General features: G+C 66.9%; 29 protein-coding genes and 1 tRNA gene. 16 read left to right on the top strand and 14 right to left on the bottom strand.

Annotated elements, in window-relative coordinates; translation table 11 throughout:
- Positions 1-285: 285 nt before the first annotated feature.
- The 12 genes from E7773_RS11645 to E7773_RS11590 all read right to left on the bottom strand — a co-directional run bounded on the left by E7773_RS11645 (position 286) and on the right by E7773_RS11590 (position 10,782).
- Positions 286-732: an MgtC/SapB family protein gene (locus E7773_RS11645; protein ID WP_293992288.1), complete on the bottom strand. Its 447-nt coding sequence runs from the start codon at positions 730-732 to the stop codon at positions 286-288.
- 98 nt (positions 733-830) lie between these two features.
- A complete protein-coding gene (locus E7773_RS11640) occupies positions 831-1,052 on the bottom strand; it encodes a hypothetical protein (RefSeq protein WP_293991398.1) in 222 nt (73 codons plus the stop codon).
- Between the two features lie 172 nt (positions 1,053-1,224).
- Positions 1,225-1,908 carry a transporter gene (locus E7773_RS11635; protein ID WP_293991397.1) on the bottom strand — a complete coding sequence of 228 codons (684 nt, stop codon included), beginning with the start codon at positions 1,906-1,908 and terminating at the stop codon, positions 1,225-1,227.
- Between the two features lie 34 nt (positions 1,909-1,942).
- A complete protein-coding gene (locus E7773_RS11630) occupies positions 1,943-2,932 on the bottom strand; it encodes a cation diffusion facilitator family transporter (protein WP_293991396.1) in 990 nt (329 codons plus the stop codon).
- A 71-nt stretch (positions 2,933-3,003) separates the two neighbouring features.
- Positions 3,004-3,342, bottom strand: coding sequence for a zf-TFIIB domain-containing protein (locus E7773_RS11625; RefSeq protein WP_363130336.1), 339 nt, complete (start codon positions 3,340-3,342; stop codon positions 3,004-3,006).
- Between the two features lie 42 nt (positions 3,343-3,384).
- Positions 3,385-3,714 (bottom strand): DUF190 domain-containing protein, encoded by a 330-nt coding sequence (locus E7773_RS11620; protein WP_293991395.1) that lies wholly within the window; start codon positions 3,712-3,714, stop codon positions 3,385-3,387.
- Between the two features lie 32 nt (positions 3,715-3,746).
- A complete protein-coding gene (locus tag E7773_RS11615) occupies positions 3,747-3,953 on the bottom strand; it encodes a hypothetical protein (protein ID WP_293991393.1) in 207 nt (68 codons plus the stop codon).
- A gap of 43 nt (positions 3,954-3,996) precedes the next feature.
- Positions 3,997-7,230 (bottom strand): CusA/CzcA family heavy metal efflux RND transporter, encoded by a 3,234-nt coding sequence (locus E7773_RS11610; RefSeq protein ID WP_293991390.1) that lies wholly within the window; start codon positions 7,228-7,230, stop codon positions 3,997-3,999.
- Between the two features lie 3 nt (positions 7,231-7,233).
- Positions 7,234-8,391 (bottom strand): efflux RND transporter periplasmic adaptor subunit, encoded by a 1,158-nt coding sequence (locus E7773_RS11605; protein ID WP_293991387.1) that lies wholly within the window; start codon positions 8,389-8,391, stop codon positions 7,234-7,236.
- On the bottom strand, positions 8,388-9,659 hold the full coding sequence (locus E7773_RS11600) for a TolC family protein (RefSeq protein WP_293992283.1): 1,272 nt from the start codon (positions 9,657-9,659) through the stop codon (positions 8,388-8,390). The genes E7773_RS11605 and E7773_RS11600 overlap by 4 nt, the downstream gene beginning before the upstream one ends.
- Positions 9,660-9,722: 63 nt before the next feature.
- Positions 9,723-10,073 (bottom strand): hypothetical protein, encoded by a 351-nt coding sequence (locus tag E7773_RS11595; protein ID WP_293991384.1) that lies wholly within the window; start codon positions 10,071-10,073, stop codon positions 9,723-9,725.
- A 58-nt stretch (positions 10,074-10,131) separates the two neighbouring features.
- The gene (locus E7773_RS11590) at positions 10,132-10,782 is read right to left on the bottom strand and encodes a cation transporter (protein WP_293992281.1); all 651 of its coding nucleotides are present in this window, start codon (positions 10,780-10,782) and stop codon (positions 10,132-10,134) included.
- 61 nt (positions 10,783-10,843) lie between these two features.
- Between E7773_RS11590 and E7773_RS11585 the strand changes: the two genes are divergently transcribed.
- From E7773_RS11585 to E7773_RS11540, 10 genes are all read left to right on the top strand, one after another.
- Positions 10,844-11,245 carry a helix-turn-helix domain-containing protein gene (locus E7773_RS11585; protein ID WP_293991381.1) on the top strand — a complete coding sequence of 134 codons (402 nt, stop codon included), beginning with the start codon at positions 10,844-10,846 and terminating at the stop codon, positions 11,243-11,245.
- A gap of 43 nt (positions 11,246-11,288) precedes the next feature.
- On the top strand, positions 11,289-12,659 hold the full coding sequence (locus E7773_RS11580; protein WP_293991377.1) for an AAA family ATPase: 1,371 nt from the start codon (positions 11,289-11,291) through the stop codon (positions 12,657-12,659).
- 56 nt (positions 12,660-12,715) lie between these two features.
- Positions 12,716-13,426, top strand: coding sequence for a hypothetical protein (locus E7773_RS11575; RefSeq protein ID WP_293991374.1), 711 nt, complete (start codon positions 12,716-12,718; stop codon positions 13,424-13,426).
- A gap of 84 nt (positions 13,427-13,510) precedes the next feature.
- Positions 13,511-13,675, top strand: a complete 165-nt coding sequence (gene yhhA, locus E7773_RS11570; protein WP_293991371.1) for a YhhA family cyclophane-containing RiPP — start codon at positions 13,511-13,513, stop codon at positions 13,673-13,675.
- A gap of 10 nt (positions 13,676-13,685) precedes the next feature.
- Positions 13,686-15,782 carry a cyclophane-forming radical SAM/SPASM peptide maturase YhhB gene (gene yhhB / locus E7773_RS11565; protein WP_293991368.1) on the top strand — a complete coding sequence of 699 codons (2,097 nt, stop codon included), beginning with the start codon at positions 13,686-13,688 and terminating at the stop codon, positions 15,780-15,782.
- Positions 15,779-16,777, top strand: coding sequence for a hypothetical protein (locus tag E7773_RS11560; RefSeq protein ID WP_293991365.1), 999 nt, complete (start codon positions 15,779-15,781; stop codon positions 16,775-16,777). Before yhhB ends, E7773_RS11560 begins: the two co-directional genes overlap by 4 nt.
- Positions 16,752-17,243: a GNAT family protein gene (locus tag E7773_RS11555; RefSeq protein WP_293991363.1), complete on the top strand. Its 492-nt coding sequence runs from the start codon at positions 16,752-16,754 to the stop codon at positions 17,241-17,243. The genes E7773_RS11560 and E7773_RS11555 overlap by 26 nt, the downstream gene beginning before the upstream one ends.
- On the top strand, positions 17,240-17,716 hold the full coding sequence (locus E7773_RS11550; RefSeq protein ID WP_293991361.1) for a hypothetical protein: 477 nt from the start codon (positions 17,240-17,242) through the stop codon (positions 17,714-17,716). Before E7773_RS11555 ends, E7773_RS11550 begins: the two co-directional genes overlap by 4 nt.
- Positions 17,710-18,783, top strand: coding sequence for a glycosyltransferase family A protein (locus E7773_RS11545; protein WP_293991358.1), 1,074 nt, complete (start codon positions 17,710-17,712; stop codon positions 18,781-18,783). The genes E7773_RS11550 and E7773_RS11545 overlap by 7 nt, the downstream gene beginning before the upstream one ends.
- A gap of 160 nt (positions 18,784-18,943) precedes the next feature.
- Positions 18,944-20,038: a hypothetical protein gene (locus E7773_RS11540; RefSeq protein ID WP_293991356.1), complete on the top strand. Its 1,095-nt coding sequence runs from the start codon at positions 18,944-18,946 to the stop codon at positions 20,036-20,038.
- Here the strand turns inward: E7773_RS11540 and E7773_RS11535 are convergent.
- Positions 20,035-20,373, bottom strand: coding sequence for a metalloregulator ArsR/SmtB family transcription factor (locus tag E7773_RS11535; RefSeq protein ID WP_293991354.1), 339 nt, complete (start codon positions 20,371-20,373; stop codon positions 20,035-20,037). The two genes, E7773_RS11540 and E7773_RS11535, sit on opposite strands and share 4 nt — an antisense overlap.
- Positions 20,374-20,598: 225 nt before the next feature.
- Between E7773_RS11535 and E7773_RS11530 the strand changes: the two genes are divergently transcribed.
- The 5 genes from E7773_RS11530 (at position 20,599) to E7773_RS11510 (ending at position 24,769) form a co-directional block, all read left to right on the top strand.
- A complete protein-coding gene (locus tag E7773_RS11530; protein ID WP_293991351.1) occupies positions 20,599-21,348 on the top strand; it encodes a hypothetical protein in 750 nt (249 codons plus the stop codon).
- An 83-nt stretch (positions 21,349-21,431) separates the two neighbouring features.
- Complete coding sequence (locus E7773_RS11525; protein WP_293991349.1) at positions 21,432-22,334, top strand: 3'-5' exonuclease; 903 nt, start codon at positions 21,432-21,434, stop codon at positions 22,332-22,334.
- A gap of 65 nt (positions 22,335-22,399) precedes the next feature.
- Entirely contained in the window at positions 22,400-23,266 is an 867-nt protein-coding gene (locus E7773_RS11520; protein WP_293991347.1) for a hypothetical protein, read from the top strand.
- On the top strand, positions 23,259-24,041 hold the full coding sequence (locus E7773_RS11515; RefSeq protein ID WP_293991344.1) for a hypothetical protein: 783 nt from the start codon (positions 23,259-23,261) through the stop codon (positions 24,039-24,041). The genes E7773_RS11520 and E7773_RS11515 overlap by 8 nt, the downstream gene beginning before the upstream one ends.
- Positions 24,038-24,769 carry a hypothetical protein gene (locus E7773_RS11510; RefSeq protein WP_293991342.1) on the top strand — a complete coding sequence of 244 codons (732 nt, stop codon included), beginning with the start codon at positions 24,038-24,040 and terminating at the stop codon, positions 24,767-24,769. Before E7773_RS11515 ends, E7773_RS11510 begins: the two co-directional genes overlap by 4 nt.
- Before the next feature lie 163 nt (positions 24,770-24,932).
- Here the strand turns inward: E7773_RS11510 and E7773_RS11505 are convergent.
- Positions 24,933-25,006: transfer RNA gene (locus E7773_RS11505), tRNA-Cys, on the bottom strand.
- A gap of 178 nt (positions 25,007-25,184) precedes the next feature.
- Here E7773_RS11505 and E7773_RS11500 point away from each other — a divergent pair.
- Positions 25,185-25,853 carry a protein-L-isoaspartate O-methyltransferase gene (locus E7773_RS11500; RefSeq protein ID WP_293991341.1) on the top strand — a complete coding sequence of 223 codons (669 nt, stop codon included), beginning with the start codon at positions 25,185-25,187 and terminating at the stop codon, positions 25,851-25,853.
- The last annotated feature ends 15 nt before the right edge of the window (positions 25,854-25,868 follow it).

The following is a 25,868-nucleotide window of genomic DNA, read 5'->3' as shown; positions in this document are numbered from 1 at the left end:
CGGGGCGCCTTCAGCCGTGGGATCGGCCATGCTTCGTTCGGCTGGCCGGGGATCGGGAACCCCGAGGCGCGAGTGATGTTAGTCGGTCAGAGCAGGAGGAGAGATGTCATGGCCAGCGCACCGCCCGATCCCCACCCGGATTCAGTGCCTGACGGGGACGATCAGAACCCCGAGCAGCCAGCTCGTCCCGACGAGGACGGCCGCGATAGCGTGGAAGACACTCCACAGGGTGACTAGACCGTCAGTTACGGTTGATGGTCGGCGGACAGGCGCCTTTCCCCAACTTTATGGTTCGTCGGCACGCGCACCCGACGCCGACTTGATCGCGCGTGACGAGCGGAGGGTCAGGAATGTCCCCAGGCCGACGATCGCCGCGATGTCGTAGAGGCCGTAGCCTACGGCCGCGCCAAGCGCGCCAGTGGCCCACAGGCTTGCGGCGGTGGCCGTTCCGGATGCCTTGCCGCCGTGCTTCAGGATCGCGCCGCCGCCGATGAACCCGACGCCTGTCAGCAGGCCTTCCAGGATCCGTGCCTGGCTCTGGGATTCGGCGCCCAGCACCTTCACCGCGACCAGGACGAAGCTGCAGCTTGCGAGCGCGACGAGGGGGAACGTGCGAAGGCCCGCGCTCCGCTCTTCCCGCTCACGGTCCCAGCCGATGGGAAAGGCGAAGATGTAGGCGATTGCGAGCGAAGCCAGGTGGCCCAGCACCTCCCACATACTGGTTACGGTCAGCGGCAGCATGGGCGTCCACCATCCGCGGTGGTGTGTGCGGGCGCGACGAAGCCGGCCAGTCGAGTCATCGTCAGATTTTGGCCATCCACCGACAAGGCTCAAACTCCATGCGGACCATTACCGTCTCGTCCGGACGGCAGGTTGGGATTTGGAGCGGCGGCCGCATCGGCACGCGTGCTGTAGGCCTCGGCGATCGCCCGGTGGACGGCGGCGACTTCGGGAGCCGCGGCACGAGCGGCCATCGCCGCATGCTGGTCTGCGCGCCTTCGCCAATAGGCGCGATCATCCGCCTCCGTGGAGCGCCGGTTGTCGTCGGGCATGGTCAACTCCTTCCGATTGGCAGGCGGCGCTTGCGACGCGCTAGCCTGGCGCTCTGTGCGTTCCCCTCGTGCCTGGGCGGATGTTGATTTCGCCCCCGCGCGCCTAGGGGGAAGCAGCGCGCGGGGGCACGACGGCCGGGTTTTTCCCTAGATGCCGCCGCTAGACGGATCGTCAGGAAAGCTCCTCGATGAGCAGAAGGCCGAGGAACCCGACGAAGAACATTGCGCTGATGAGCGGCGTGTCCGGCTTCTCGTGCGCCTCGACGAGCAACTCCTCGGTGACGAGGTAGAGAAGGGCCATCAGGCCGAAGCTGAGGAACGCGGTGATCATAGCCGGCGACAGCGTCGCGACCGGGGTCGCGATGAGCGCGCCAACGGGAAGCAGCAGGCCGATGCCGAGCGTGGCGCCGATGATCGCGACCTTCGAGCGGATTCGATCCTGCAAGGCCTCGGTCACCGTCAGCCCGAGGAACAGCACCTCGAGCGTCAGCGCGATGGTGAGCAGGCGCCCGGCCTTCTCGCCGGCGACGAAGGCCAGCCCGAGCACGAGGCCGTCGACGAGGATGTCGATCCCGACGGCGCCGAGCATGGCCACCGGACCGGTCATCTTCGACCCCGCTGCCTTCAGCCCCAGCATCACCACGACTCCGACCGCTCCGCCGATCAGCGTCGCCGCCGGCGACCCGCCGTGGAGGACCTGCGGCAGGATCTCGGCGGCGGCGGCCGCGAAGACGACGCCGGCAGCGAGGTGCTGGACGCCGGCCACGACGGCCTCGCCGGGTCGTCGCCATACCGAGACCAGGGCGCCCAGCAGCACCGCCAGCACGGGTATGATCGTGCTTATCAATCCGGTCATCTCGGTCCCTTCCTGTTCATAGTACCTCGCGCGTTCATACGACGTCGTCCGGCTTCAGCACGCAGTCCGCGTTCGGGTCGGTCTCGATCTGCACGGTGGAGTGGTGGATGCCGAACTGCTCCTTCAGCGTCGCTGCGAGGTCGGCCGTGAACTGGTCGCCTGGATATCCCGCCGGCATCACGAGGTGCGCCGTCAGCGCGGTCTCCGTGGTGCTCAGCGGCCAGACGTGCAGGTCGTGCACGGCGTTGACGCCAGGCTGCCCGGCCAGGAAGGCCGTGAGCACCTTGGGGTCGAGGTCCGCGGGAGCGGCGTGCAGGCTCATGATCACCGAGTCCCGCAGCAGGCCCCAGGTGCCGATGGCGATGACGACCACGATCAGCAGGCTGACCACCGGATCGACCCACGACCAGCCGGTCAGGACGATGACGAGTCCGGCAATCACCACGCCCGCCGACACGGCCGCGTCGGCCGCCATGTGGAGGAAGGCGCCGCGGATGTTGAGGTCGCCCTTGCGGCCGCTCATGAAGAGCATCGCTGTCAGGCCGTTGATCAGGATGCCGACCGCCGCGACGATCATCACGGTCACGCCCGCGACCGGGGCGGGCTCGGAGAAGCGTCGGATCGCCTCGGCCGCGATGAGGACGATCGCGACGAGCAGCAGCAGGGCGTTGAGCAGCGCCGCGAGGATCGACGAGCTGCGCAGGCCGTAGGTGTAGCGGCCCTTAGGCCTGCGCTTCGCCAGTGTCGCCGCGCCCCACGCGATGAGCAGGCCGAGCACGTCGCTGAGATTGTGCCCGGCGTCGGCCAGCAGCGCCATCGACCCGGCGATCAACCCGTAGGTGGCCTCGACGGCGACGAACGCGACGTTCAGCGCCGTGCCGATCGCGAACGCCTTGCCGAAGCTGGCGGGCGCGTGGCTGTGCCCGAGTGCGCCATGATCGTGACCGGCGTGGTCGTCACCGGCATGGCCGTGACCGGCGTGATCGTCGCCGTGATCGGGCCGGTCCTTCGCGTCGCTGCTCATCGTCCTATTCCTTTCTGGTGTCGGTCGGGGCCGGGCCGACGCGGCGTCGGTCCGGCCATGCTCGCCTCTTCTCAACCGAACAGGCGGCCAAGGAAGCCACCGTGCCGCTTGCCGTAGTGCTTGCCGCCACCGTGGCCTCCGCCACCGTGACCCCCGCCGTGGCGGTCATTGCCGCCGAAAGGGCCGTCCTGCCGGTAGCCGGGACCGGCGTCACGCGGCGCTCCCCGGCCGCGTTCCGCGTCCTCGACAGCGCTGCGTTCGATGATCTTGTCGAGCTCGCCGCGGTCCAGCCACACGCCCCGGCACTTGGGGCAATAGTCGATCTCGATGCCCTGCCGCTCCGAAAGGAGGAGGTCGACCTTGCAGGTCGGGCAGGGCATGCCGGTGGTTCGGTCGTCTGTATCGGTCATGGGTTTTGCTTTCCGTCGGATGTTGGTTGTCGGCGGGTCCGGTCATTCGGGCGGGTCCTCGGCGGGCGTCACGACCTCGACCTTCTCGAGCGTCATCAGCCCGATTCCGGACAGGTCGCGTAGACCGGCCATGAAGGTCCGCAGGTTCGAATCCTCGTCGACGATCTCGATGAGGATCGAGCGCTCGCTTTCGAGGATGTGCCGGCGGTGCATGTGCGCGGACCGCCCGAACCCAAGCATCGCCTCCACCACCGTCGCGCCGGCCAGCTGGGCGTCACGTGCCCGCTCGGCGACGAGCTCGAAAACCTTGCGATCGCCCGAATAGGCGCGTTCGTCGGTGTATATCCTGAGCAGCATCATCTGCTTGGTCATCGTCTGGTCTCCTTTTGGATCGTGAGAAGCGGTCATCCGGCATCGACCGCCTTGAACAGCAGCCAAATCACGACCGTCGCGATCACGAAGATCGTCCACGACCAGGCGACGCGTTGGTCGAGCACCGTGAAGTGGGTGCCGCCGAGGACGCCACCCTCGCTCACCGCTTCCTGGTGCATGACGTTGGCGATGAGCAGCGAGATGGCGGCGCCCGCGGCGACCGACTTCACCAGAGACATGACGTTTCTCCTCTCATTTCCCGCTTCGGGTCGTCCCTCCGCATCACGCGACCTCCGTCGTTTCTTCGCGGGCGGCCGACCGCCGCCGCTCGATGGTGCCGAGCACCACCTTGGCGATCGCCGGCAGCACCAGCAGCGTGAGGATCGTGGCCGCGACCAGTCCGCCGATTACCGTCGTGGCCAGCGGCTTCTGGACCTCGGCGCCGGTGCCGTGTGCGAGTGCCATCGGCACGAACCCGATCGCGGGCACGAACCCGGTCATCACGACCGCGCGCATCTTCTCGCGCATGCCTTCCCTAATGGCATCGACCAGCGGCAGGCCTTCCTCGCTTCGGCGCCTTATCTCGGACATGACGACCAGCCCGTTCAGGACGGCGACGCCGGCGAGGCAGATGAACCCGACGGCAGCCGACACGGAGAACGCGATCCCCGTCACCGCCAGCGTGAACACGCCGCCGGCGAGGCCCAGCGGAACGGCGAGGAAAACCGCCGTCGCCCGACCGAGTGTGCCGAGCGCCATGTAGAGGAGCCCGAAGATGGCGGCGAAGCACAGCGGCACCACGATCGAGAGGCGTTGCGACGCCGCCTGGAGGTTCTCGAACTGGCCCCCCCATTCCAGGTAGTAGCCGGCGGGCAGCTTCAGCTTGGCGACCTTGGCCTGCGCTTCCTCGACGAAGGAACCGGCGTCGCGGCCCGCCAGGTTGACCTGCACGACGACGCGGCGCTTGCCGTTCTCGCGGCTGATCTGGTTCAACCCTTCGGTGAGCCGGATCTGTGCCACCTGCGACAGCGGTATCTGTGCGCGGGGACGCCCTTCCGCTGCAGGCAGCAGCACGGGGAGGGCGCGGATGTCGTCGAGGCTGGTCCGCGTGACGTCGGGGACGCGCACGGTGACGTCGAAGCGCCGGTCGCCTTCATAGACGATCCCGGAATCTCGGCCACCGAGCGCCGCCGCCACCGTGTCGGCGACCTCCTTCACGGTCAGGCCGAGCCGCGCAATGGCCACCCGGTCGAGCTGGATGTCGAGCGTCGGCGCCCCGCCGACCTGGTCGGCCTTGACGCTGGCGGCGCCGGGGATCGTCTGCAGCGTGCGGACGATCTCGTCGGCCGAACGCGACATCAGGTCGAGGTCGTCGCCGTATAGCTTGATGGCGACGTCGCCGCGCACGCCCGCTATCAGCTCGTTGAAGCGGAGCTGGATCGGCTGGCTGAGTTCGAAAAGGTTGCCAAGCTGTCCGCCCGACGCCTTCTCGATCCTGGCTATCGCGTCCGCCTTCGTCTTGACGCCGGCGGGCCACTCCTCCTGCGGCTTGAGGATGACGAAGCCGTCCGACACGTTGGGTGGCATCGGGTCGGTCGCCACCTCGGCGGTGCCCGTCTTCGAGAACATCGTCTCGACCTCGGGCAGCGCCTTGACCGCCGCCTCGACACGGCGCTGCATGGCAAGCGACTGTTCGAGGCTCACCGACGGCACGCGGGTTGACGCCAGCGCCAGGTTCTTCTCGTCGAGCTGCGGGATGAACTCGGACCCGAGCAGGCCGAACGCCGGGATGGCGAGCAGGAAGAACCCGAGCCCCCCTAGGATGAACGGCCATGGGCGAGCGATCGCCTTGTCGAGCAGCGGCAGGTAGCGCTCCTTCGACTTGCGGATCAGCCACACGTCCTTCTCGGCGACGCGGCCCCGGATCAGGATCGCGACGAGGGCTGGGACCAGTGTGATCGCCAGCACGAACGCCGCGACGAGCGCCAGCATGATGGTGATGGCCATCGGCGAGAACGTCTTGCCCTCGACGCCGGTGAACGTGAGCAGCGGTGCGAACGCGAGCAGGATGATGGCCTGGCCGAACACCGTCGGCTTGATCATCTCCTGCGCGGCACGCATCGTCTCCTCGAGCCGCTCGCGTATCGATAGCAGCCTGCCTTCGTGTTCCTGTCTGTGCGCAAGTCTCGCCAGGCAGTTCTCGATGATGATGACGGCGCCGTCGACGATGAGTCCGAAGTCGAGCGCCCCCAGGCTCATCAGGTTGCCGGGCACTTTGAAGGCGTTCATCCCCATCGCCATCATCAGGAACGAGAAGGGTATGACGAGGACGGCGATCAGCGCGGCACGCCAGTTTCCGAGGAGCAGGAACAGCGCCACGGCGACCAGGATGGCGCCTTCTGTAAGGTTTCGCTGCACGGTCGCGACGGTTGCGCTGACCAGCTTGGCGCGGTCGAGGACGACCTTCACCTCGATGCCGGGCGGGAGCGACTTGGTGATCTGGTCCAGCTTGGCGGACGCGTTCTCCGCGACCACGCGGCTGTTCTCGCCGATCAGCATCAGCACGGTGCCGATGACGGCTTCCTGGCCGTTCATGCTGCCCGCGCCGGTGCGCAGATCGCCGCCGATGCGGACGTTGGCGACCTGGCCGACGGTCACCGGGACGGAGCCGCGTGTCGCGACCACCGCGTTCTGGATCTGCTCGACCGAGCGGACGCGGGAATCGACCCGGACGAGATACGCCTCCGAGCCGCGGTTGTAGAAGTTCGCACCGACCGCGAGGTTGGCATCCTGCAGTGCCTGGCCGAGTTCGCTGTAGGAGATGCCGAAGTTCGCCAGCTTCGTGGCGTCGGGCTCGACCACGAACGTCTTCGCGTAGCCGCCGATGGAATCGACGCCCGCCACGCCCTTGACCGCCCGCAGCTGCGGACTGACGATCCAGTCCTGGACGGTGCGGAGGTATCCGGCCTTCGCGACGGCGTCGGTCAGCCGTTCCCCCTCGGGCGTGAGGTAGCTGCCGTCAGGCTGCCAGCCGGGCTGACCGGCGACGCGCTTGGCGCCGCGGCCGTCGGGGTTCTTGTAGCCGACCGTATACATGACGATCTCGCCGAGCCCGGTCGTCACCGGCCCGATCTGCGGCTGGACACCGTCAGGCAGATTCTCAGTCGCCTGACGCAGCCGCTCGCCGACCTGCTGGCGGGCGAAGTATAGATCGGTCGAATCCGTGAAGATTGCCGTGACCTGGCTGAAACCGTTGCGCGAGATCGAGCGCGTGGTTTCGAGGCCGGGGATACCGGCAAGGGAGATCTCGACCGGGTAGGTTACGAGCTTCTCGATCTCGACCGGCGACAGCCGGGGGTCGATCGTGTTGATCTGGACCTGCTTGTTGGTGATGTCGGGCACGGCGTCGATCGGCAGCTTGGTCAGCTGCCAGACGCCGAGGCCTGCCACGACGAGGAATATCATGAGGACGGCCCAGCGCGCGCGCACGCTGAGCGCCATGAGGTTGGCGATCATGGATTATTCCTCCTCGCCTGCGCCCTTGCCGAGTTCGGCCTTGAGCAGGAATGCGTTGCGGGTGGCGATCTGCTGGCCCGGTTTCAGGCCCTTGAGGATCTCGACGCGGCCGTTGCTGCGCTGACCGATGGTCACCGTCTGGGCGCGGAATCCCTGGCCGGTGCGGACGAAGACGACGTCGCGGCCCTCGAACGACTGCACCGCTTCGTCGGGCACGACGATCGCGTTGGATACGTCACCGCGGCTCGGAATGAGCCGGACGCGCACCGCCAGGCCGGGCTGCAAGCTGCCGGACACGTCGACCACGGCGGTCGCGGTCCGGGTTTCGCTGGCGAGCCCAGGCGTCACCGCGCGCACGCGACCTTCCAGCGTCCTTCCGTCAGGCAGTTCGACGATGGCGCGATCGCCGGCCGTCAGGCGCTGCGCGTCGTTGGCGCCGACCGATGCCTCGATCTGGACCTGGCGCGGATCCGCTATCCGGAAAAGCTCCGTCTCGGGCTGGACGAAGGCGCCGAGCTTGGCGGCGATCGCCGTGACGCGGCCCGTTATCGGGCTCGCCACCACGACGCCGCGACCGTCACTGGTGACATTGGCGGCGCCTGCCGCGTTGCGGGCCCGCTCCGCTTCCGCCGCTGCGGTGGCAGCCTCGGCCTGGGCGCGCTCGAAGTCGGCGCGCGAGGATACGCGCTGCTCATATAGGTAGCGCTCGCGCGCCAGTCCCTTCTGCGCCAGCGTCGAGCGGGCCGCCGCGACCTTGCGGTCGGCGGCGAACTGCGCGGCGTCGCGGCTCTCGACGATGGCGAGCGCCTCGCCGGCGCGGACCGGATCGCCGAGCCGCTTGAGCAGGCGCACGACGGCGCCGCCCGCTCGTGCGGTGATGATCGCCTCGCCCGTCGGGGATGCCGATACGGCGGCCTGCGCGATGACTTCGGCGGACAGACCGCCGGCGTTCACCGTCTCGGTGACGATGCCGGCCGTCTTAGCGGCCGTCTCGTCCATGGTCACCGTATCGGCAGGGGCATCGGCCTTCTTCGTCGGCGCCTCGGCCGTCGCCACCGAGGGTGTCGGCGCCGTCATGCGGGCGATTAGGAAGCCGCCGCCCGACGCGAGGAGCGCGACGGCGGCGGCGCCGCCAAGCAGGCGATTGTTTGTCAGGGTCATCGGGGATCTCCGGTCGGGTTGGTCGTCGGCGCGGGACTGGTCAGCCTCCGCAGGCGGGCGACAGCGTTATGGTAGGTGACGAGGGAATCGATCGCGGCGGCCCGCGTCTCGGCGAGCGTCCGTTCGGCATCGAGAAGCTCGATCTGGTCGAACTTGCCCTGCCCGTAACCGATCCTCGCGATCCGGGCGGCCTCCAGCGCGGCGGCCAGCGCTGGGCCGTTGGCCGCGCGGGCGCTCGTGGCAGCGTTGGCCACGTCCGCCACGGCGTTGGCGATCGCCCGGTCCGCATCGAGGCGGGCGAGGCGGAGCTGGGCCGCGAACTGGTCGCGTTCGGCCTTGGCCTGGCCGATCGCCGCGCTGCCGTTGTTGAACAGCGGGAGCGGGATCGAGATGCCGACGACGGCGGCCGTGTCCCGCGTCGCTTGCAGCCGCCGGGCACCTGCGCTGAGCGTTATGTCCGGGATCCGGTTGGCGCGGGCCAGGCGCACCTGTGCGTCGGCCGTCGTCACGTCGGCGCGGGCGAGCGCGAGGGCGAGGGTGCCATCGGCGCTCGGGGTGAGCGTCGGGCCGGGACCCGACACGCCGTCGAACCAGACCATGTCGAGAGGCCCGGTCACCGGACGGCCCATCACGCGCGAGAGGTTCGCGCGGGCCACTTCGACGGATCGCTCCGCGCGTTCGACCGCCGCCCTGGCGTTGATCGCGAGCACGTCCGCACGCTGCTGGTCGATCGGGGAGGCGGCGCCGACCATGACGCGGTCGCGGGCGACACGCAGGCCCTCGACCGCGATGTCCGACTGTTCGCGCGCAACGCGCAGTCGGCGTTCGGCGCTGACGGCCTCGACGTAAAGCTCGGTCACCTGCTGTTCCAGGTCGGCGAGCGCCACCACCGACACGATGCGAGAGCGGTCGATGCGGGCGTCGGCGACGGCGACGCGCGCCGACCGCTTACCACCGGTCTCGATCGGCAGCGAGAAACCAACCGTCGTCTCCGACCCGGCGAATCCCCGATAGGCGCCGGTGCCCCCGACGTTCTCGAGCTGGCCCTGCACCGATGGATTTGGACGCAGGCCCGCCACGGTGCGTGCGGCGACCGACGCACGGACGCCTGCGTCCGCGGCGTCGACGCCGGGTGAGTTTGCCCGGGCGGACGCAAGCGCGTCGTCGAGCGTTAGTGGTGCCTCGACCGCCGTGGTCGTGGCTGTCTGCGCGACGGCGGAGCCGGCGCACGCGGTCGCGGCGAGCAGCGCCGCGAGAGTTCGGGATATGATTGGACTTCTCCTGACAATCGCATGGAAGCCCGCGCGCGAAGGCGCGGGGGACGAGCGATGTCAGGCGATGGGCGGTCTCAGGTCGCGCCGCTCCGCGACGGCCGGCGGGGGTGCCAACGGTCCGCGGCCGACGGGTCGCGACGCGGGCATGTAATCGATGGCGGAGACCTCGGCCGCGGGAACGGCGAGCTCGTGGCTATGGCTGATATTGTGGTGGTGCGGCGTCGCCTTGTCGCCATCTGACGGCACCTCGTCCGCGTCGCCGGCCGAATGGCCGGGCGCGTTGTCGCCCACGACTGCCGTGGCGCAACCGTCAGGTCCGGTGGCGGCGAAAGCCGGCGCGGCCTGGAAGCCGGACACCAGTGTCAGCATCAGCATCACGGCTGCGATCGAGGCGAGCATGCGGCGCACGGCGGCAGCCCTTAGCCGATGCGGTGGCCGCGTCAAACGGTTCTGCAACCGGGTCATGTCAGTCGAACACCCCAGTGGGCAGCTTACCGCCGCTGCGCCACGCCGGCCACGCCGCCGAAAGGACGCGCCAGGCAGAACGTAGAAACACGATCGCGATGATGCAGCCTATTGCCACGTCCGGCCAGGCCTTGCCAGTCACTGCAACGAGACCGGCGGCAGCCAGCACACCGACGTTGGATACAACGTCGTTGCGCGAGCACTCGAAGGTGCTGCTCATGTTGATGCTGACGGACCGGAACCGCCACAAGAGCATCAGGCAAGAGAGGTTTGCTACCAGCGCGAGCGAGCCGACGGCGAGCATCAGCACGCTCGAGGGCGGCGTGCCGTTAACGAGCTTGTCGGCAATCTCGAAGATCACGGCGATCCCGAAAAGTAGGATGATGCCGCCCTTGGCCAGCGCGGCGCCCGCTTCCCAACGCGGGCCCTTGGTCAGTGCATACAGGCTTAGCGCGTAGACTATCGCGTCGCCCAGCATATCGACGGAATCGGCCATCAGCGCGGAAGATCGGGCGAAAAGGCCGCCGCCGAACTCCACGGCGAACATGGCGAGGTTCACGAGCATCACCACGACGAGGACGCGACGCTGCCGAGGGTCGACCGCGAGTGTCGCGATCACGTCACCTTTCCTGGAACAGCAGTCGTCCATCACGCTCTCCGATTCGCTCAGCGTGACTGTCCCTTGCACCCTGAAGCCGCTAGAGGGTCAAGGCATGAAGATCGGAGAACTTGCGCGGGCGACGGCGACGCGGGTCGAGACCGTCCGTTATTACGAGCAGATCGGCCTGCTGGGCGCTCCGGCCCGGACTAGCTCGAATTATCGGGCATACGGCCCGGAGCACTTGGCCAGGCTCTCGTTCATCCGTCGGGCGCGGGATCTCGGCTTCACGCTCGACGCGGTTCGCGAGCTGATGGCGCTCTCGGACGACAAGTCGCAGTCCTGCCAGGCGATCGACGACATCGCGGGTGCACATCTCGCCGAGGTCGATCGCAAGATCGCCGACCTGGAATCAATGCGCAGCGAGCTCGCCAAGGTATTGAGCGGCTGCCGGCAAGGGACCGTTGCCGAGTGTAAGATTATCGAGACCCTTGCTCCTCGCGAGAGTGGCGGATGAATGTCCCCTCGTGCGCCGACGGAAACCTATATAGGGTGAAGTGATGGCCACTCCGCTGCACGACCACATTTATTTCACCCGTCTCGAACTCGACAATGTGAAGTCGTTTGGCGAAGGCCAGTTCGTCGACTTCACCGTGGACGGCGTGCATCCCGCCCGCTGGACGTTGATCCTTGGCGAGAACAACACGGGCAAGACGACGATTCTGCAGTGCCTCGCCCGCATGCGTCCCGACGTCGCCAACAGGATCGAGGGCGATCCGACCGGCCAACGTGGCTTCCTACCCGAATTTGCGGCGGAGGACGACAACGCCCGCCTCGACGCACTGGTCCGCAACGGCCGTGATGTCGATTGCGGTATTCGCGCGTCGATGGTCGCCGGTTACAGTTTCGACGGACGCGGAGGTCGCCCGAACCGGATTACATCGACCGCGCTCATCCAGCGGAGGGGCGGCAAGCTGGACGACGCGAACTGGGCGGGCGACCGTGACCGCGAGTTCGGCTCGCCGATCCTGTTCGCTTATGGCGCCGGCCGTCACGTTGCCGTCGCTTCGGCCGACGAGGAGATTCCCGATCCAATCGCCTCGCTCTTCGATTCAACCGTCGAGTTGATCGATGCCGAGCGGATACTGCAGCGGCTCGATTACCACGTCGTGAAGTTCAAGGAGCGCCGTGCCACCATGCGGTTGCGCGCAGTGACCGAGATGCTGGCGACGATTTTGCCCGAAGTTAGGCGTCCGTCAGACATCGTCATAAATCCGCCGCCCACCGCAGGTCTCGGGCCCGTCCCGCATGGCGTCAGGGTAGAGACGCCGCACGGACAGGTTCCGCTAGATCAGCTGAGCCTTGGCTATCAGACTGTCACAGCGTGGACCATCGACATCGCCTGGCGGCTCTTCAATGCCTATCCCGACAGCGCGCGGCCGATGCGCGAGCCGGCCATCGTCATCGTCGACGAGATAGACCTCCACCTCCATCCCAGCTGGCAGCGTGAACTGCGGCGCAGCCTTACCATGCATTTTCCGAACGTGCAGTTCATCGCCACCGCCCATAGCCCGTTGATGGCCCAAGATCTGCTGGACCAGAACCTGGTGCTTCTAAGGCTCGACCCGGCTGAGGGCGCAGTGGAGATCGACAACGACCCCGCCGTCGTCAAGGACTGGAGCGTAGACCAGTTGCTGACGAGCGAGCTGTTCGGATTGGACTCCGCGCGAAGTCCTGCGACCAGCGCCGCCGTGCGCAGACGGCTCGAGCTGCTATCCAAGGACAGCTTGAACGATGTCGAGCTGGACGAGATGGCGGATCTCGACGCCAGGCTCGCGTTCATCGGGACTGACCCGGAAGAAATCGATGAGGACCGCCAATCGGTCATCGATCGCGCCCGCGCGATCTTGAGGATGCGCCGGGAGGCATGATCCGGATTCAAAGGCCGGCTGTGGCCCCGGCTGGGCTCGGGCCAGGCGCTGCCCTAGTGGCGGCCAAGTCGGCGCTTCATGATGCCGATCCCGCGCTCTACGCCACGCACAAGGGACGGTTCGACTTCGACGAAGACGTCTATGGGTGCGTCGCCGTGCGGGAGATTCTGCGAACGGCGCAGCATCGAAAGTGCTGCTTTTGCGAGAGCCGGGTCGAGCACGTAGGGTCCGGCGAGATCGAGCATTTCCGGCCCAAGGCGGCGTGGCGCCAGGCACCCGGCTCGAAGCTGACGCGACCAGGCTATTACTGGCTGGCGTATGAGTGGGAAAACCTGCTCTGGAGCTGCAAGACGTGCAACGGAAGGCACAAGAAGAACACGTTCCCGCTCGTCGACCCCAGCGTGCGGGATTGCGTGGGACGGTCGACGGTGGCCGAAGCTCCGCTACTGGTCGATCCCGTCGCGCTCGAGCCGCGCGAACACATCAGGTTCGAAGTCGAGCGCGCCTTTGCGCTCTCCCCGTTAGGACAGTCGACGATCGACGTGCTGCAGCTCAATCGCGAACAACTACTCGAGGAACGACGCGAGAGGGTCAATGCGATCATGCTGGCGCAGGAGTCGATCGAGAAGTCCGCACGGCTCGGCGAGCAACCGAGCGCCCGGGCGACGACGACGCTGGCCACTGCGACGCTGCCCGCATCGCCATACAGCTCAATGGCAATCGACTTGCTAGCCGATCTCGCGGCAACGGCGCCGGCGGACGCGTAGTCAATTTGACGCCGGATCGGCTCAACCTCGCGGTTGCGCGGGCGGCGCCGTTGAGTTAGACGGGTGGGGCATAAGGAGAACGCAATGCAGACCACCGACGACACCGTCGCCGTCCGTTCCAGCGTCATCAAGGCGCGCAGCGACAACCCGGCACTCCAGCGGTTGCAGGGCCGCGTCCTCGCCGGCGCGCAGGCGAGCGAAGTGATCACCAGCTACGATCGCATGCATCACCGGCACAGCCGCTCGTAAGGGCGAGCCCGTGTCCTCGGCGAGGATAACCTCCTTCCTCGTCAAGGTGGCGTCGAGGTGTAACCTCGATTGCGACTATTGCTACGTCTATCATCATGCCGACCAGAGCTGGCGCAGCATGCCGAAGCTGCTGTCTGCGGAGCATCAGAATCTGTTCGCCGAGCGCTTGGCCGAACACGTCCGCACGCAGCAGCTGAACCGCGTCGCCGTCATCTTCCACGGCGGCGAACCGCTCCTCGCAGGGCACCAGTATATCGTCGATTTCACCCGGCTGCTGCGTTCATCCGTCGGTCCGTTGGTGGAGGTGGACGTCGGCCTCCAGACGAACGGCCTGCTGCTGACCGACGACGTCCTCGACGCCTTCGAGGCTGAACGCATAGCCGTGTCGCTCAGCATGGATGGTCCGCGTGCCGCGCACGACCTTCACCGAACGACACGCAAGGGGCGCTCGAGCTTCGATCGGGTCGAGGCAGCTCTGCATCGCCTGGCGAAGCGGCCGACGGTGTTCGCCGGCGTGATCGCGGTCATCGACGCATCGGTGCGCCCGTCGATTTTGCTTGGGTATTTCGCCGACAAGGGCATTCCTAAGGTCGATTTCCTATTGCCGGACTCTCACCATCGCCGATCCCCACCGGGTCGTGATGCGGATCCAGGTCTCTACGAACGCTGGCTGGTCGAGGCGTTCGACGAGTGGCTGGACAACTACCCCGAACTGCCCGTCAGGACCTTCGAGGCCTTGCTTGACGCGATCGCCGGACTTCCGTCGGGCACCGATGCGTTCGGCCTGGGCGACGTGAGCCTGATCTCCCTAGAGACGGACGGCACCTGGCACGACCTCGACGTGCTGAAGGTGGCCGGTGACGGGGCGACGAGGCTCGTAGGGTCGGTCGTCGACACGTCGGTGGAAGAAGTCGCATCCTCCGTCCAGCTGGCCGCTCACCGACGCCTACTGACGAAATCAGGCCTGAGCGCGACTTGCCGCTCGTGCGATTTGGTCGAGATTTGCGGCGGCGGCTCGGTGCCGCACCGATTTGGCGACGGCGGCTTTGACAATCCAACAGTCTATTGCGGAGAGATGAAGGCCCTGATCGGCCACGCTAGGTTGAGGTTGTCGCAGAGTTTCGCGGCGCCGCAATCTGGTGACAATTCGCTTCCTGATTTCGATGTCGGCAATTTCGAGTTGGCGGAAACCAGTGCGGAAATCGTCGCGGAACTGCAGGACGACGCGCTGGCTGACGACGAGGCTGGGTTGCGGGACGCCATCGCGCGTTCGCAAGCGGACGTCGACATCGCTGACGGTGACACGTTGCGTCGCCTCGCCCGTCGCGCGGGAACGGTCGCTTGGCAGCGGGCGACGCGGTTGGGCGGTCAGGTCAGGGATATCGACGGCAAGCCGCTGGATGTCGATCCGGCTTACGTGGAGCTGGCGGCAAGCGACCTCACTGCCGCCGGCGACCTCGAAGTCGGCCGCGACGACCAATGGCTGCGCCTACCGTTCGGCGAGGGAATATATTTCGAGGCCGAAGAAGTTGCAGCAAGGGGCAGGGCGCTGGTCGATGAAGCGCTATCGCTTATAGACGCTTGGCGCCCAGCGGTCGCCCGCGAGCTTCGGCTGATCTGTTCGGCGATCCAGTTCGTCCGCGATCCTTCTGCGCATCCTGACAAGATCGTGTCGTTCAGCGACGACTCCGTGCCCGGCGCGCTTTTCGTATCGATCGTCCAGGGTGATGGCCTTATCGACGCCTACGACCTCGCCGATTCTCTAATCCACGAATACCGACATCAAAAGCTGTACCTGTTCGAGCGCCGCCGTCCGACGACGTCGCAGGGTGCTCTTGTCGTGTCGCCGTGGCGTGAGGATCTACGCCCCGTATCCGGGTTGCTTCACGCCGCGTTCGTATTCGTCGAGTTGGGGCGCTTTTGGGAACATGTGCGAGAGCACGGGCCGCCCCGATTGCATAATCGGGCGACGGCGCAACTACAGGACACCGAGCGCAATCTCGCCCAGGCCTTCTCGACGCTGCGCGATTGCGACTTGACTGCGGCGGGGCGGGCACTGGCTCACGTGTTGGAGGAAAGGGGGCGGCCGATGTCGCTTGCGGCGTGACGATCCTACTACCTAAGGATCGGCTGCCGACCGACCGGCATGCCCGGCACGGCCGCCTGCGCGACTACTTCTGCGACAAAGACGCAACGGCGACCGAGGTCGACGGCATGTGGAGACTTGAGCTCGGTTGGCCTGCCGGCATCGAGAGGCACGTCGATCCGCGCATCGTTGACGAATTGATTGCCTGGGACGGCATCGGTCTCGGCGGCATGGCCATGGCGCGCCGCCGGTCTGGGAGGGTGCTGACGGCGCTCTACGACACGTGGACGTTGCCAAGCTGGACGGAATGGGTGGCGCGCGCGGGCGTGCCCTCCGACGAGCCCATCACCATCCTTCATCTCGATGACCATCGCGATCTGGGTTCGCCGAGGCTGTCCATTACGGACGCCGGCCTGGTGGATTTGATAACGGGAAAGTCGTTCGATATCCGCGATCCGGACTCCGTGCTCGCCTCGTGCGCGAGCGGCGCCGTCGGAATGGGCAGCTTTCTAACGCCGTTCCTCAGGGCCTTCCCGAATTGCGACGTCCGCCAGCTTGGGCAGGCGCCAAAGATCACCGCGACCGAAGACTATTCGGTGGTCCAGGACATACATGCCGACGACCTTCTCCGTCCCGGTGCACAGCGACCGGCAGTGCGGCTCGACCCCCTGTCGGACGGAGGGACTGGACCAGGCCGATACCGCGCCACCGCAGACTTGGCCGACTGGCTCGCCGACATCGGGCCTGGCCCAGTGCTCCTCCATGTCGACATGGATTACTTCAACAACCGATACGATGGTGACGGCGATTGGCCGGATCGCGTTAGGCGGCACGATCCGCCGCTCGATATCGTGCTGGCGAAAGTGGATGCAGTGGCGGCAGCGATGCGTTCCGCAGGACTTGTCGAGCGGATCCAGGATGCGGTCGTCGCGTTCTCGCCGGGCTTCTTCCCCGCCGAGATGTGGCAGCCGGCGGAATTAAGACTCAGGGATGGGCTCGCCGAACTTTATGGCTGACGGGAAGACGCCAACGAAGCGGCCGCGCCGCAAGCCGGCGCATCCAACGCCTAAGCCGAAAGTGCCGACCGCCCCGCGCAACCGGCCCAAGGTCGCGGACGGCGATGTCGAGCTGGTCGCCAAGCCGGGCCGGAAGGGCAAGGGTGACGGACCCGGTGGCGAATACTGGGATGTGGTCGTCGCTGGAAAGCGGGCCGGCGAGGTGTTCGTGAACATCATCGACGAGCCGCCCATCGGGAAGCACGCTTCCCTACAGATATTCCTCAACAAGCCCGACCAGGCGCGCGGCATCGGCCGTATCGCTTATCGGAAGGCGGCCGATGCCAGCGCCCATTCGCCGATATATCTGCACATGCGCAAGGCAAACGTCGCTTCGCGCCTTGCCGCCGAGGCCGCCGGCTTCGTGGATGCCTCGCCGCCCGGCTTCACCCAGTTGATCCTCAAGAGGTCGAGAGGCGGCGGGTGACCTTGTTGCCGCCTTGGCTGCCGCCATCGGCGGCGACTGACATCGGCCTGCTGGTTGACGGATTGAAGCCGGCCGTCCGGATCCACGTCGGCGACAACCGACTAGAGATGCGCCGCTGGGCACGCCGGCTTGGTCTGTTCACCAGCACGGACAGGGATGGCTATGCCGTGCTTTCCCGAAGTGGCGTCGCTTCACGCCGTGCGCTCGACATCGACCGGCGGCCCGGCAGGCACACGATCGCGCTCGGTCGGATGCTGGGATATCCGGAATGCTGTAACCGCGCAGCCGCCCGGGTGGGCGACGAGGGCATCGATGCGCTCTGCGACGACATCGCCGCGCGTCGCTTTCGTGGCAGGTTTAGGGCGATCGACCCCGGCGCCTATGCCGCGGGTAGGGCGGCGATCTCGCACGTCCCCTGCTCGCACACATGTATCGCGTCCGCGGCCATGGCTGAGCGCCGGGTGGGATGCTGACCGTTGCGGTCATGCCTTGCCTTAACGAGGCGGACGTCGTGCGTGACGCTATCGGCTCGTTACTCCAATCGTTCGGCGAAGACGGCTGCGAAACTATCGTCATTGCCGTGGACAACGGCTCGAGCGACGGCACGCTGGACGTGCTGGCAGACATCTCGCGGTCACATCCGGGGCGTCTTCGGATCGAGGAGGAGAGCGAGCGCGGATACGTGCCGCCTCGACGTCGCGGGGTTGCCGTCGCGGCCCAGCTCGCCAGCGAGATGGGAGTGGCCGAGCGCGACGTCCTTGTGCTCCAGGCCGATGCCGACACCGTATATCGTGCGGGGTATGCCACCGCGATGTCGCGGGCGGCGAGCCAGGCCGAGGGTGTGATCCTGGAGGGGTCGATCCGGCGGCCGCCCGCGTTCGAGCTCGAGCATCCGCTCTATGTCGAGGCCGAGCGCACGGTCGACGCCGCCATCGAACCCCTCGAGGCCGCGGACGAAGACGACGTGGTCGTGGACGACAAGGTCTGCGCGTATCGGCTGTCCGACTACATGGCCTGGGGCGGCCTGTTCGAAGAGTGGTCAGACGCCGGTGACGCGATCCACGCGGAAACGACGCGCATGTTCGTCAGGGCGCGCCTGCGGCATGGCGTGAGCAAGGTCCGGGTCAATCCGGCCGGCGCGTTTCCATCCCGTAGGCGGGTATTCGAAAACGCCCGCTACCATTTCGCGACTCTGGGATTTCCACGCGAGCGGACGTGGGGTGATCGCCTGAAGCGGGGCTGGTCCCCTCTCGGCGTCGACGCGTTCGCGAGGGCCGTGCTGGATGGCGGCGAGGAAATGGCGGTTCGCTTGCGGGCCTGCCACCTGCTGGCGCTATTCCGCTTCCTGCCTGCGGTGATCTTGGATGCCACCGCGACGGACGCGCCGCTGCTGAACGAACCTGACGTTGCCGCCGCCCTGACGGTCATCCCCAGGCGCGGTGCCACCATCCTCGCGGAGCAGCCGGCGTTGGCGATCCTCGACGTGCTCGGTCTGATCGACACCCGGCCCGACCTGTTCGGACCTGTCGCGGTCGGCTGAACGCATGCCCCCGACGGCTTACGGTATTGCTGCCGGCCGCGCTCAGCGCGTCGCCGAAATGCTAGCGGCCGCAGATTTTAAGCTAGGCGCGGCGATCCAGCGAAGGGCAATGGGCCGGCCCCCAGCTGCGCCGGAGCATGAGCCGTGCTAGGTAACCTGCATGCTACGCAAGGACACCACCTTCGTGATCGGGGCCGGCGGCAGCCATGACTTCGGCTTTCCGCTCGGCGAGGGGTTACGCAACAAGATCACCGACCTTTTGGCCGTCGACGACGCGAACACCAGCATCAACGTGAAGGACCCGGTGATCGCCGCGATCCTGAAGGACCGGGCCATTCGTGAGGCGGGCGTAAACGACTGGACCGTTCGTCTGGAGGCTTACCGGCGGGCGGCCGCGACCATTCGCGCGGGTCTGCCATATGCTCGCAGCATCGACGGCTATCTGGAAGGGGTTCGGGATCTGCCCGACGTTGAATTCCTCGCCAAGCTCGCGATTGCGACGATCATCCTGCGTCACGAAGCCGGTTCGTCGCTCGTGCCCTATACGCAGCCGGCCGCGAACGCGGCGGACATCAGGGCCAAGCAGGTCGCCCAGTTGACCGGCAGCTGGCACGCTCAGCTCGGTCAGATCCTGTTCGACGGACACACGCGCGATACGGTCGATGGCGTGTTCGAGCGCGCGTCGTTCGTCATCTTCAACTATGACCGTTGCATCGAGGAGTTTCTGGTCACGGCGCTGCAACGGCGCTTCGCGATTGACCGGGGAAGGGCCGTGAAGGCGCTGGCCCGGTGCAACATCATTCATCCCTATGGTCAGGTCGGAGCCTTCTTCCCCGACCAGCCGGGTTACGTCCCATTCGGAAAACTGGATGATCAGCAGGTCTTGCCCGAGGTCGCCGCTGGCATCCGCACCTTCACCGAGGCGATGGAGGAGAGCATCGCCGACGCCGTGAAGGATTGCATCGCGGCTGCCGAGACCATTGTTTTCATGGGCTTCGGGTGGCTGGCGCAGAACATGGAGTTGCTTGGTGTCGGCAACCGAGTCACCAACGCTACGAAGGTTTTCGCGACGACGATGGGAATGCCGAAAGGCGAGGTGGACGTCGTTTCCGGCCAGATGGACGAGATCCTCCGTCGCCGTTCCCATTCGCCGCCCTATGAAAGCACGCCGCTACCGAGCGCCGACTTCACCAGCGAGAACGGTGATTGCAAGGCGCTCATGACGAACTGCTGGTTGCGGCTGACAAGCGATTAGGCGGTGCCGGCGCGGGGCGCGGTCCCCGCGGACTTGCAAGCGTCTAGATCGCTCTGGAGGTGCTCGCACACCCCCGTGCACCCGTCGCAGCATTCGCGGACCAAGAACACGGTCAGCTGCCTGATCATGTCGGGGTGCGCGGCGTAGAAGATGTTGCGGCCTGACCGTCGCGACGACGTCAGGCCTGCATGGTTCAGGACCGTAAGGTGCGCCGACATCGTGTTCGATGGCGTGCCCAGCTCGGCGGCCAGGTCGCCCGCGGTCATGCCGCCGGTGCCCGCACGGACAAGCAACGAGAAAACCGCCAGCCGCGTGGGCTGGGCGAGGGCGCTCATGACGGCGATGGCCTTCATATTTTCCATTCCTCCAGAATAACCGACAGAACCGACCCTTCAAGGCCGCTTCCGACCGAAGTGGACCGATCGTCGCGACTGACTCGAAGTGGGACAGAACATTTCCATAGCTCTGGAAAGGTTGAAACTACCTAAGGCTATAGCTACTACAGGGTTTGCGGGCCGTGGTGTCGGCCAGCATCGATGAACGACGGAAGGAACCCGACCATGGAAATGGCCACCTTGACCCGTAATCTCCCGGCAGTCGTGCCGCCGGTTCGCAACTACGATCCGCTCGACGAGGACGCCGTGTCCGACGCGGCCGTCCGCACGACGCGCCGCGGCTTGATCCGCCTCGCGCTCGTCGCCGCCGAAACTGGCGCCCGGTTCCAGCGCGAGGGCGTCGCGCACGATCCAATGAGCTGGCTGCTCGCGCCGCGGACGATGTTTCATGGCGCGAGCGCCATCGACGCGTGCCTGACGCGCGCCGGTTGCATTCGCGGCGTCCTCATCCATGGGCTGTCGCTCGGTCTCGACGCAGACCCCGGCGCGATCGACGAGCTCGTTGAGAACGTGGATGCGACCATGGATCGGGGCGCTGATACCGCAGGCGACAGAGCGGCCAACGGGAGGCGGGATCCGCGTGGTCGCGGTGTCCCGACACGCGGAAAGGAGAAGGGTCGTCCGCTGCGGCTCTTCACGGCCACGGTCGTCCACGACGACGGCTTCGAGACGGTCCACGCCTTTCACGCTTCGTTCGCCGTGGACGAATCGGAGATCGCGGGGCGTCTCTATGCGCGCATGGGCGCGGCGGCGGCGGACGCCGCCATCGTCACCGGCTTCGACCACACCTCCCCGATCGTCGAGGCGCTCGTGTCCCCGGCGATCTGCGACACGCTGATGATGGTCGATGCCGCGCCCAGCTCGCCGCTCGCGGCGGGGCTCGACCTCAACATCGAGCAGCGCTTCCTCGCCTGAACGTCGCTCCAGCGACCCGATCCGCACGTGTCGGCGGATCCGGTCGCCCGAGCCAACCAACATTGGAAATCACTGGAGGCAACATGCTGGACGGGATTCCAGGGAAGGACGCCCTGTGCGCGGTGAACGGCGAGGATGACTGGCGCCTGCTCCGCCGCCTCGATGTGCCCGAAGGGGAAACCGGCGTCGGTGGCCGCGTCGACACCGTCATCGGCGTGGTCGTGGATTGCGAGACGTCAGGACTGGGCGGCGACGATGTCATCATCGAACTGGCCTTGCGCCGGTTCCGCGCGGACCCAAACGGGGTGATCGTCAAGATCGACCGGCACTATTCGTGGCTGGAAGACCCCGGGCAGGATCTGGCCGAGGACATCGTTCGATTGACGGGCATCACCGACGCGGATGTGGCCGGCAAGTCGATCGACGACGAGGCCGCGGTGCGCCTGCTCCGTTCCGCCGACTTCGTCTGCGCGCATAACGCCCAATTCGATCGCGGCCATATTGAGAGGCGCCTGCCCGGCGCGGCGGGCCTCGCTTGGACCTGCAGCTGCTCGGATATCGATTGGCGAGGAAGCGGCTACGACGGGCGGTCGTTGGGCTGGCTGTTGGCGCAGGCGGGATATTTCCACGGTGCGCACCGCGCAGGTGACGATGTCGATGCGGTCATCGCGCTGCTGCGACAGGATTTGCCGTCCGGTCGCACCGCCTTGGCCGAGATGCTCGAAACTGCGCGCAGACCGACCTGGCGATTTCGTGCGGTTGGCGCGGCGTTCGAACTGAGGAACCAGTTGCGGATGCGGGGATACCGCTGGGACGGGGAGGGGGATCCCAAGTGCTGGTGGCGCGATGTGCCCGACGAGCGCCGCGCCGAAGAGGAGTGGTGGCTTGCCGGTCAGGTCTACTCCGTCTCCGCACGACCGAAGGCGCTCGGTCCCACGGTCGAGCGGATCACCTGGCGTGAGCGCTACGCGCCAGCTTCGCCATGAGCCGATCCTCGAACAAGCCAGACCTGCAGCCACCGAACCCGAACCAATTTTGCAAGGAGCGTGAAATGTCCAAGAAGCCTAGCAAGTCCACTTCACTTGCGCCCGCGAGCAAGCGCAGGACGCCCGCGGCTCGTAAGCCGGCGACGCTCGCAGTCGCGCCCGCCACGGCGGATACGCTGCTGCCCCTCCTGCGATCCGAACTCGCTGTCGCCAAGCTGGTCGGCACCGGGGGCGGGGTAGCTCGCGAGGACGGCGTGGTCCTCGTCACCGGCCGCGGCTACGCCACCAGCGCCGGCATCGTCCCCGCAGAGGAGATCTACTACGACCGGGAATCCCGGCCTGACGGCGACGGTGTGTGGCTCGGCGAGGCGGACAAGGTCAGCTGGCGCGACGAGGCCAGCGGCTACGACTGCATCATGCTCCGCGACTCGCGGCGCGGCTTCCTCTCCGGATACGTCGGTGTCCCGTCCGACCACCCGCTGTGGGGCTGGGATTCGGAGGCGGTGGCGCCCGACATCGGAATCGAGGTGCATGGTGGCCTGACGTATTCCCGGCTGTGCCAGGACGGACCGACCCCGGCCCGCCGCCTCGCTGTCGAGGCGCGCCGCATCTGCCACGTCGTGATCCGTCCGGATGTCTTCCACGAGGTCGAGCATGCCACCGACCACCGCGTCGAGGACAAGCACGCATGGTGGTTCGGGTTCGAGTGCGATCACGCGTTTGATCTGGTCCCGGGTGATGGGCGCGGATCCGTGGCCCCGTCGTCGTCCGAACTCGCCCGGACGTATCGCGACGACGCCTACGTCTTCCGCGAGACGACCGCGCTCGCCGCCCAGCTGCGCGCGGTCGCGGATGGTAGCGAGGCGCCCCCGCGCGACGGCCCGCCGCCGCCGGTCGGCCTCGACCCCACCCGGGGAGGCTGTCGTGGCTGAGTTCGAACGCCACCTCGGCGAATTGCCGTGGGGCTGGTGGCTGCGCGAGTGCCCCGGCGGGTTCGAGGATGCCGCGGGCCGCGTCTGGCCGAGCGTCAGGAACGCCTTCTGGGAAGGCGAGCTCGGCTTCCCGCCCGTGCATTTCGCGCGGGAGCAGCACGAGCTGATGCTCCGCGCCATGACCGGGATCGAGGCGGGTTGGCACGGCCGGGAGAGCAAGTCGGACCTGTTCGACGGCGACATGGCCTTTTGGCGCTTCCACCAGTGCTGGCTCGCAAGCATTGGCATGGTCGAAACTTCTCGGTCGTCGCCGTGGGCGACCGCCCTCGAGGCGGGGCTCAGCCCGCTCGGCCGGTCAGTGCTCATGATGCTGCAGGCCACGCGCGAACCGGAGTTCGAGCGCCTGCCGATGGCGGCGGTCGTCGCGGCGGTCACGGCGGCGAAGGGCCTGGAAGACGAGGCACGCGAGCGGGCGCTGCTCCGGTTCGAGCGCGAGGTCGGCTTCCGCCGCCACGTGTTCGCGCGCGAGGTCGTCGGCAGGCGCAGCGTGGTGACCCTGACCGGTATCAAGGTCGGCGCGAGGATGCCGACCCGCAACGTCGCCTGGTCGCAGTCCTTCGCCGACGCGCGGTCGCGCGACGACCTGTTCGCCTGGCTGGCCGAGCGCGTGCACCGCTGGGACGCCTGGGGTGAGATCGCCTACGAAAAGGGTGCCGACGCGCTCACCCGCCATCTCCTGTCGGTGATCGTCGCCACGGGCGGGCTGTCGAAATGAGCACCGCAAGACGGTTGGAAGCGGCCGTCGTTCCGTGGTCGCTTGACGCGCCGACCGCTCTTGACCGCCGTCGTATTCGCAGCGCGCGTCGCATGGCACTTGGCCGGTATCGCGAGATCGAGGCGGCGCGAGATGCCGCGCTGAACGACGCGCTTCGGGCGGAGCTGGCGGCGACCGTCAGGTCCGCGTCGCCGCTCCTCGTCTCGATGCTTGAGCTCCAGGGCCTGGCGCTCGACGAAGCGGTCATGTTGCTTCGGCCGCAGTTCGGTTGGCCCGCCCGACCCCGGTTGTCGGGCCCAAGCGTAGGCCGGCATCTGCGATCCCACCCGCTGCGATACTATCATTCTGCGACCCGACCGTCGCAATTTTCACAGCGGCCGCCGGCGCAGATGTCGCAGCCCCCGTTATTCTCGCGAATGTTCGACAGAGCAGATGGTGGATATTTCACGCTCCAGCTGGTCGATCACTCGCTTGAGATCGAGGCCAAGATCGGTCCGGTTACTATCGAGACGCGTTTTGGCGAGCTGAGCATCGAGCTCGGGTCTGAAATGCCCGAGACGATTTTCGCTGCATTGGTCGGCAGGCCATTGGACGAGATCGTCGAATACGAGGCATGGCGCGGACGCGGATGGCGCATCGCCGCTACGGTGGAAGAGGAATTCCCTTTCGATCGACGCCTGATCGTCATGACGGGATCAGCAAAATACGTCATGCCTTGGGCGCGATAAGGCGAATCCACTGCCGTGTTCCGGCGGCGCCAATCTGAGATCGCGGTCGAGCGACCACCAGATTTTCAGGCCCGTTTCGGCATATTTAGATCGTTAGCGGGTAAAATCAGCTCGTAAGAGCGCAATTCGCGTCCGCTAAAGAGCATGATCAGCTGAGCGCCGCTGGAGGCCCGACCGGGAATCGAACCCGGGTGCAAGGATTTGCAGTCCTCTGCGTCACCACTCCGCCATCGGGCCCCGATGCGGCAAGGCGCGGGGCTTTGCGCAAGGCTCTGCCCCAAGTCAACCACCGCCCCGCCAAACCACTGCAAATTAGATCAGTCTGCCGCTTGGCGTGGGCGCGCCCGCACCATATAGGGAACGCGCGGCATCTAGTGTGTTGCATAAGTAAAACAGTTATGCGAATGAGCGGGCCATGAGCGATCCGGCGGCGGACATCACCAGTTACGAAGCGATGCGCCACGCGATGGTGCAGAGCCAGTTGCGCACCAACGCGGTCAACGATCCGCGCGTGGTGACCGCAATGGCGACGGTGCCGCGCGAGAAATTCGTGCCCGAAGCCGCGCGCCGGCTGGCATACCGTGACACCGCGGTGGCGATCGGCAACGGCCGCGAGCTCAACGTGCCGATCGCGACGGGCAAGCTGCTGACCGAGGCGTATCTGCTGCCCGCCGACCGCGTGTTGCTGATCGGTGCGGCGGGCGGGTACACCGCGGCGGTGCTGAGCGGGCTGGTCGCCTCGGTCGTCGCGGTCGAAAGCGACAAGGACCTCGCCGCGCACGCCAAGGCGGCGCTGGAGGGCTATGGCAACGTGACCTTGATCGCCGGGCCGCTGGAAAAGGGTTATGCCAAGGGCGCACCGTACGACGTGCTGATCGTCGACGGCTGCATCGAGCAATTGCCCGAGACGCTCGCCAGCCAGGTCGCGCCGGGCGGACGGATCGTCGCCGGCATCGTCGAGCGCGGCGTGCGCCGGCTCGCCGCCGGCCGCGCGGTCAAGGGCGGGTTCGGGCTCAAGGCATTCGCCGATATCGATTGCGTCGCGCTGCCCGGCTTTGCCGCGCCGCGCGGCTTCGCGTTTTAACGAAGGTAGGATTTT

The organism is Sphingomonas sp. (assembly GCF_004799495.1).
In the GTDB taxonomy this organism is placed as follows: domain Bacteria; phylum Pseudomonadota; class Alphaproteobacteria; order Sphingomonadales; family Sphingomonadaceae; genus Sphingomonas.
The sequence above is the reverse complement of the archived record's forward strand: the minus strand, read 5'-3'. Positions and strand labels throughout refer to the sequence as shown.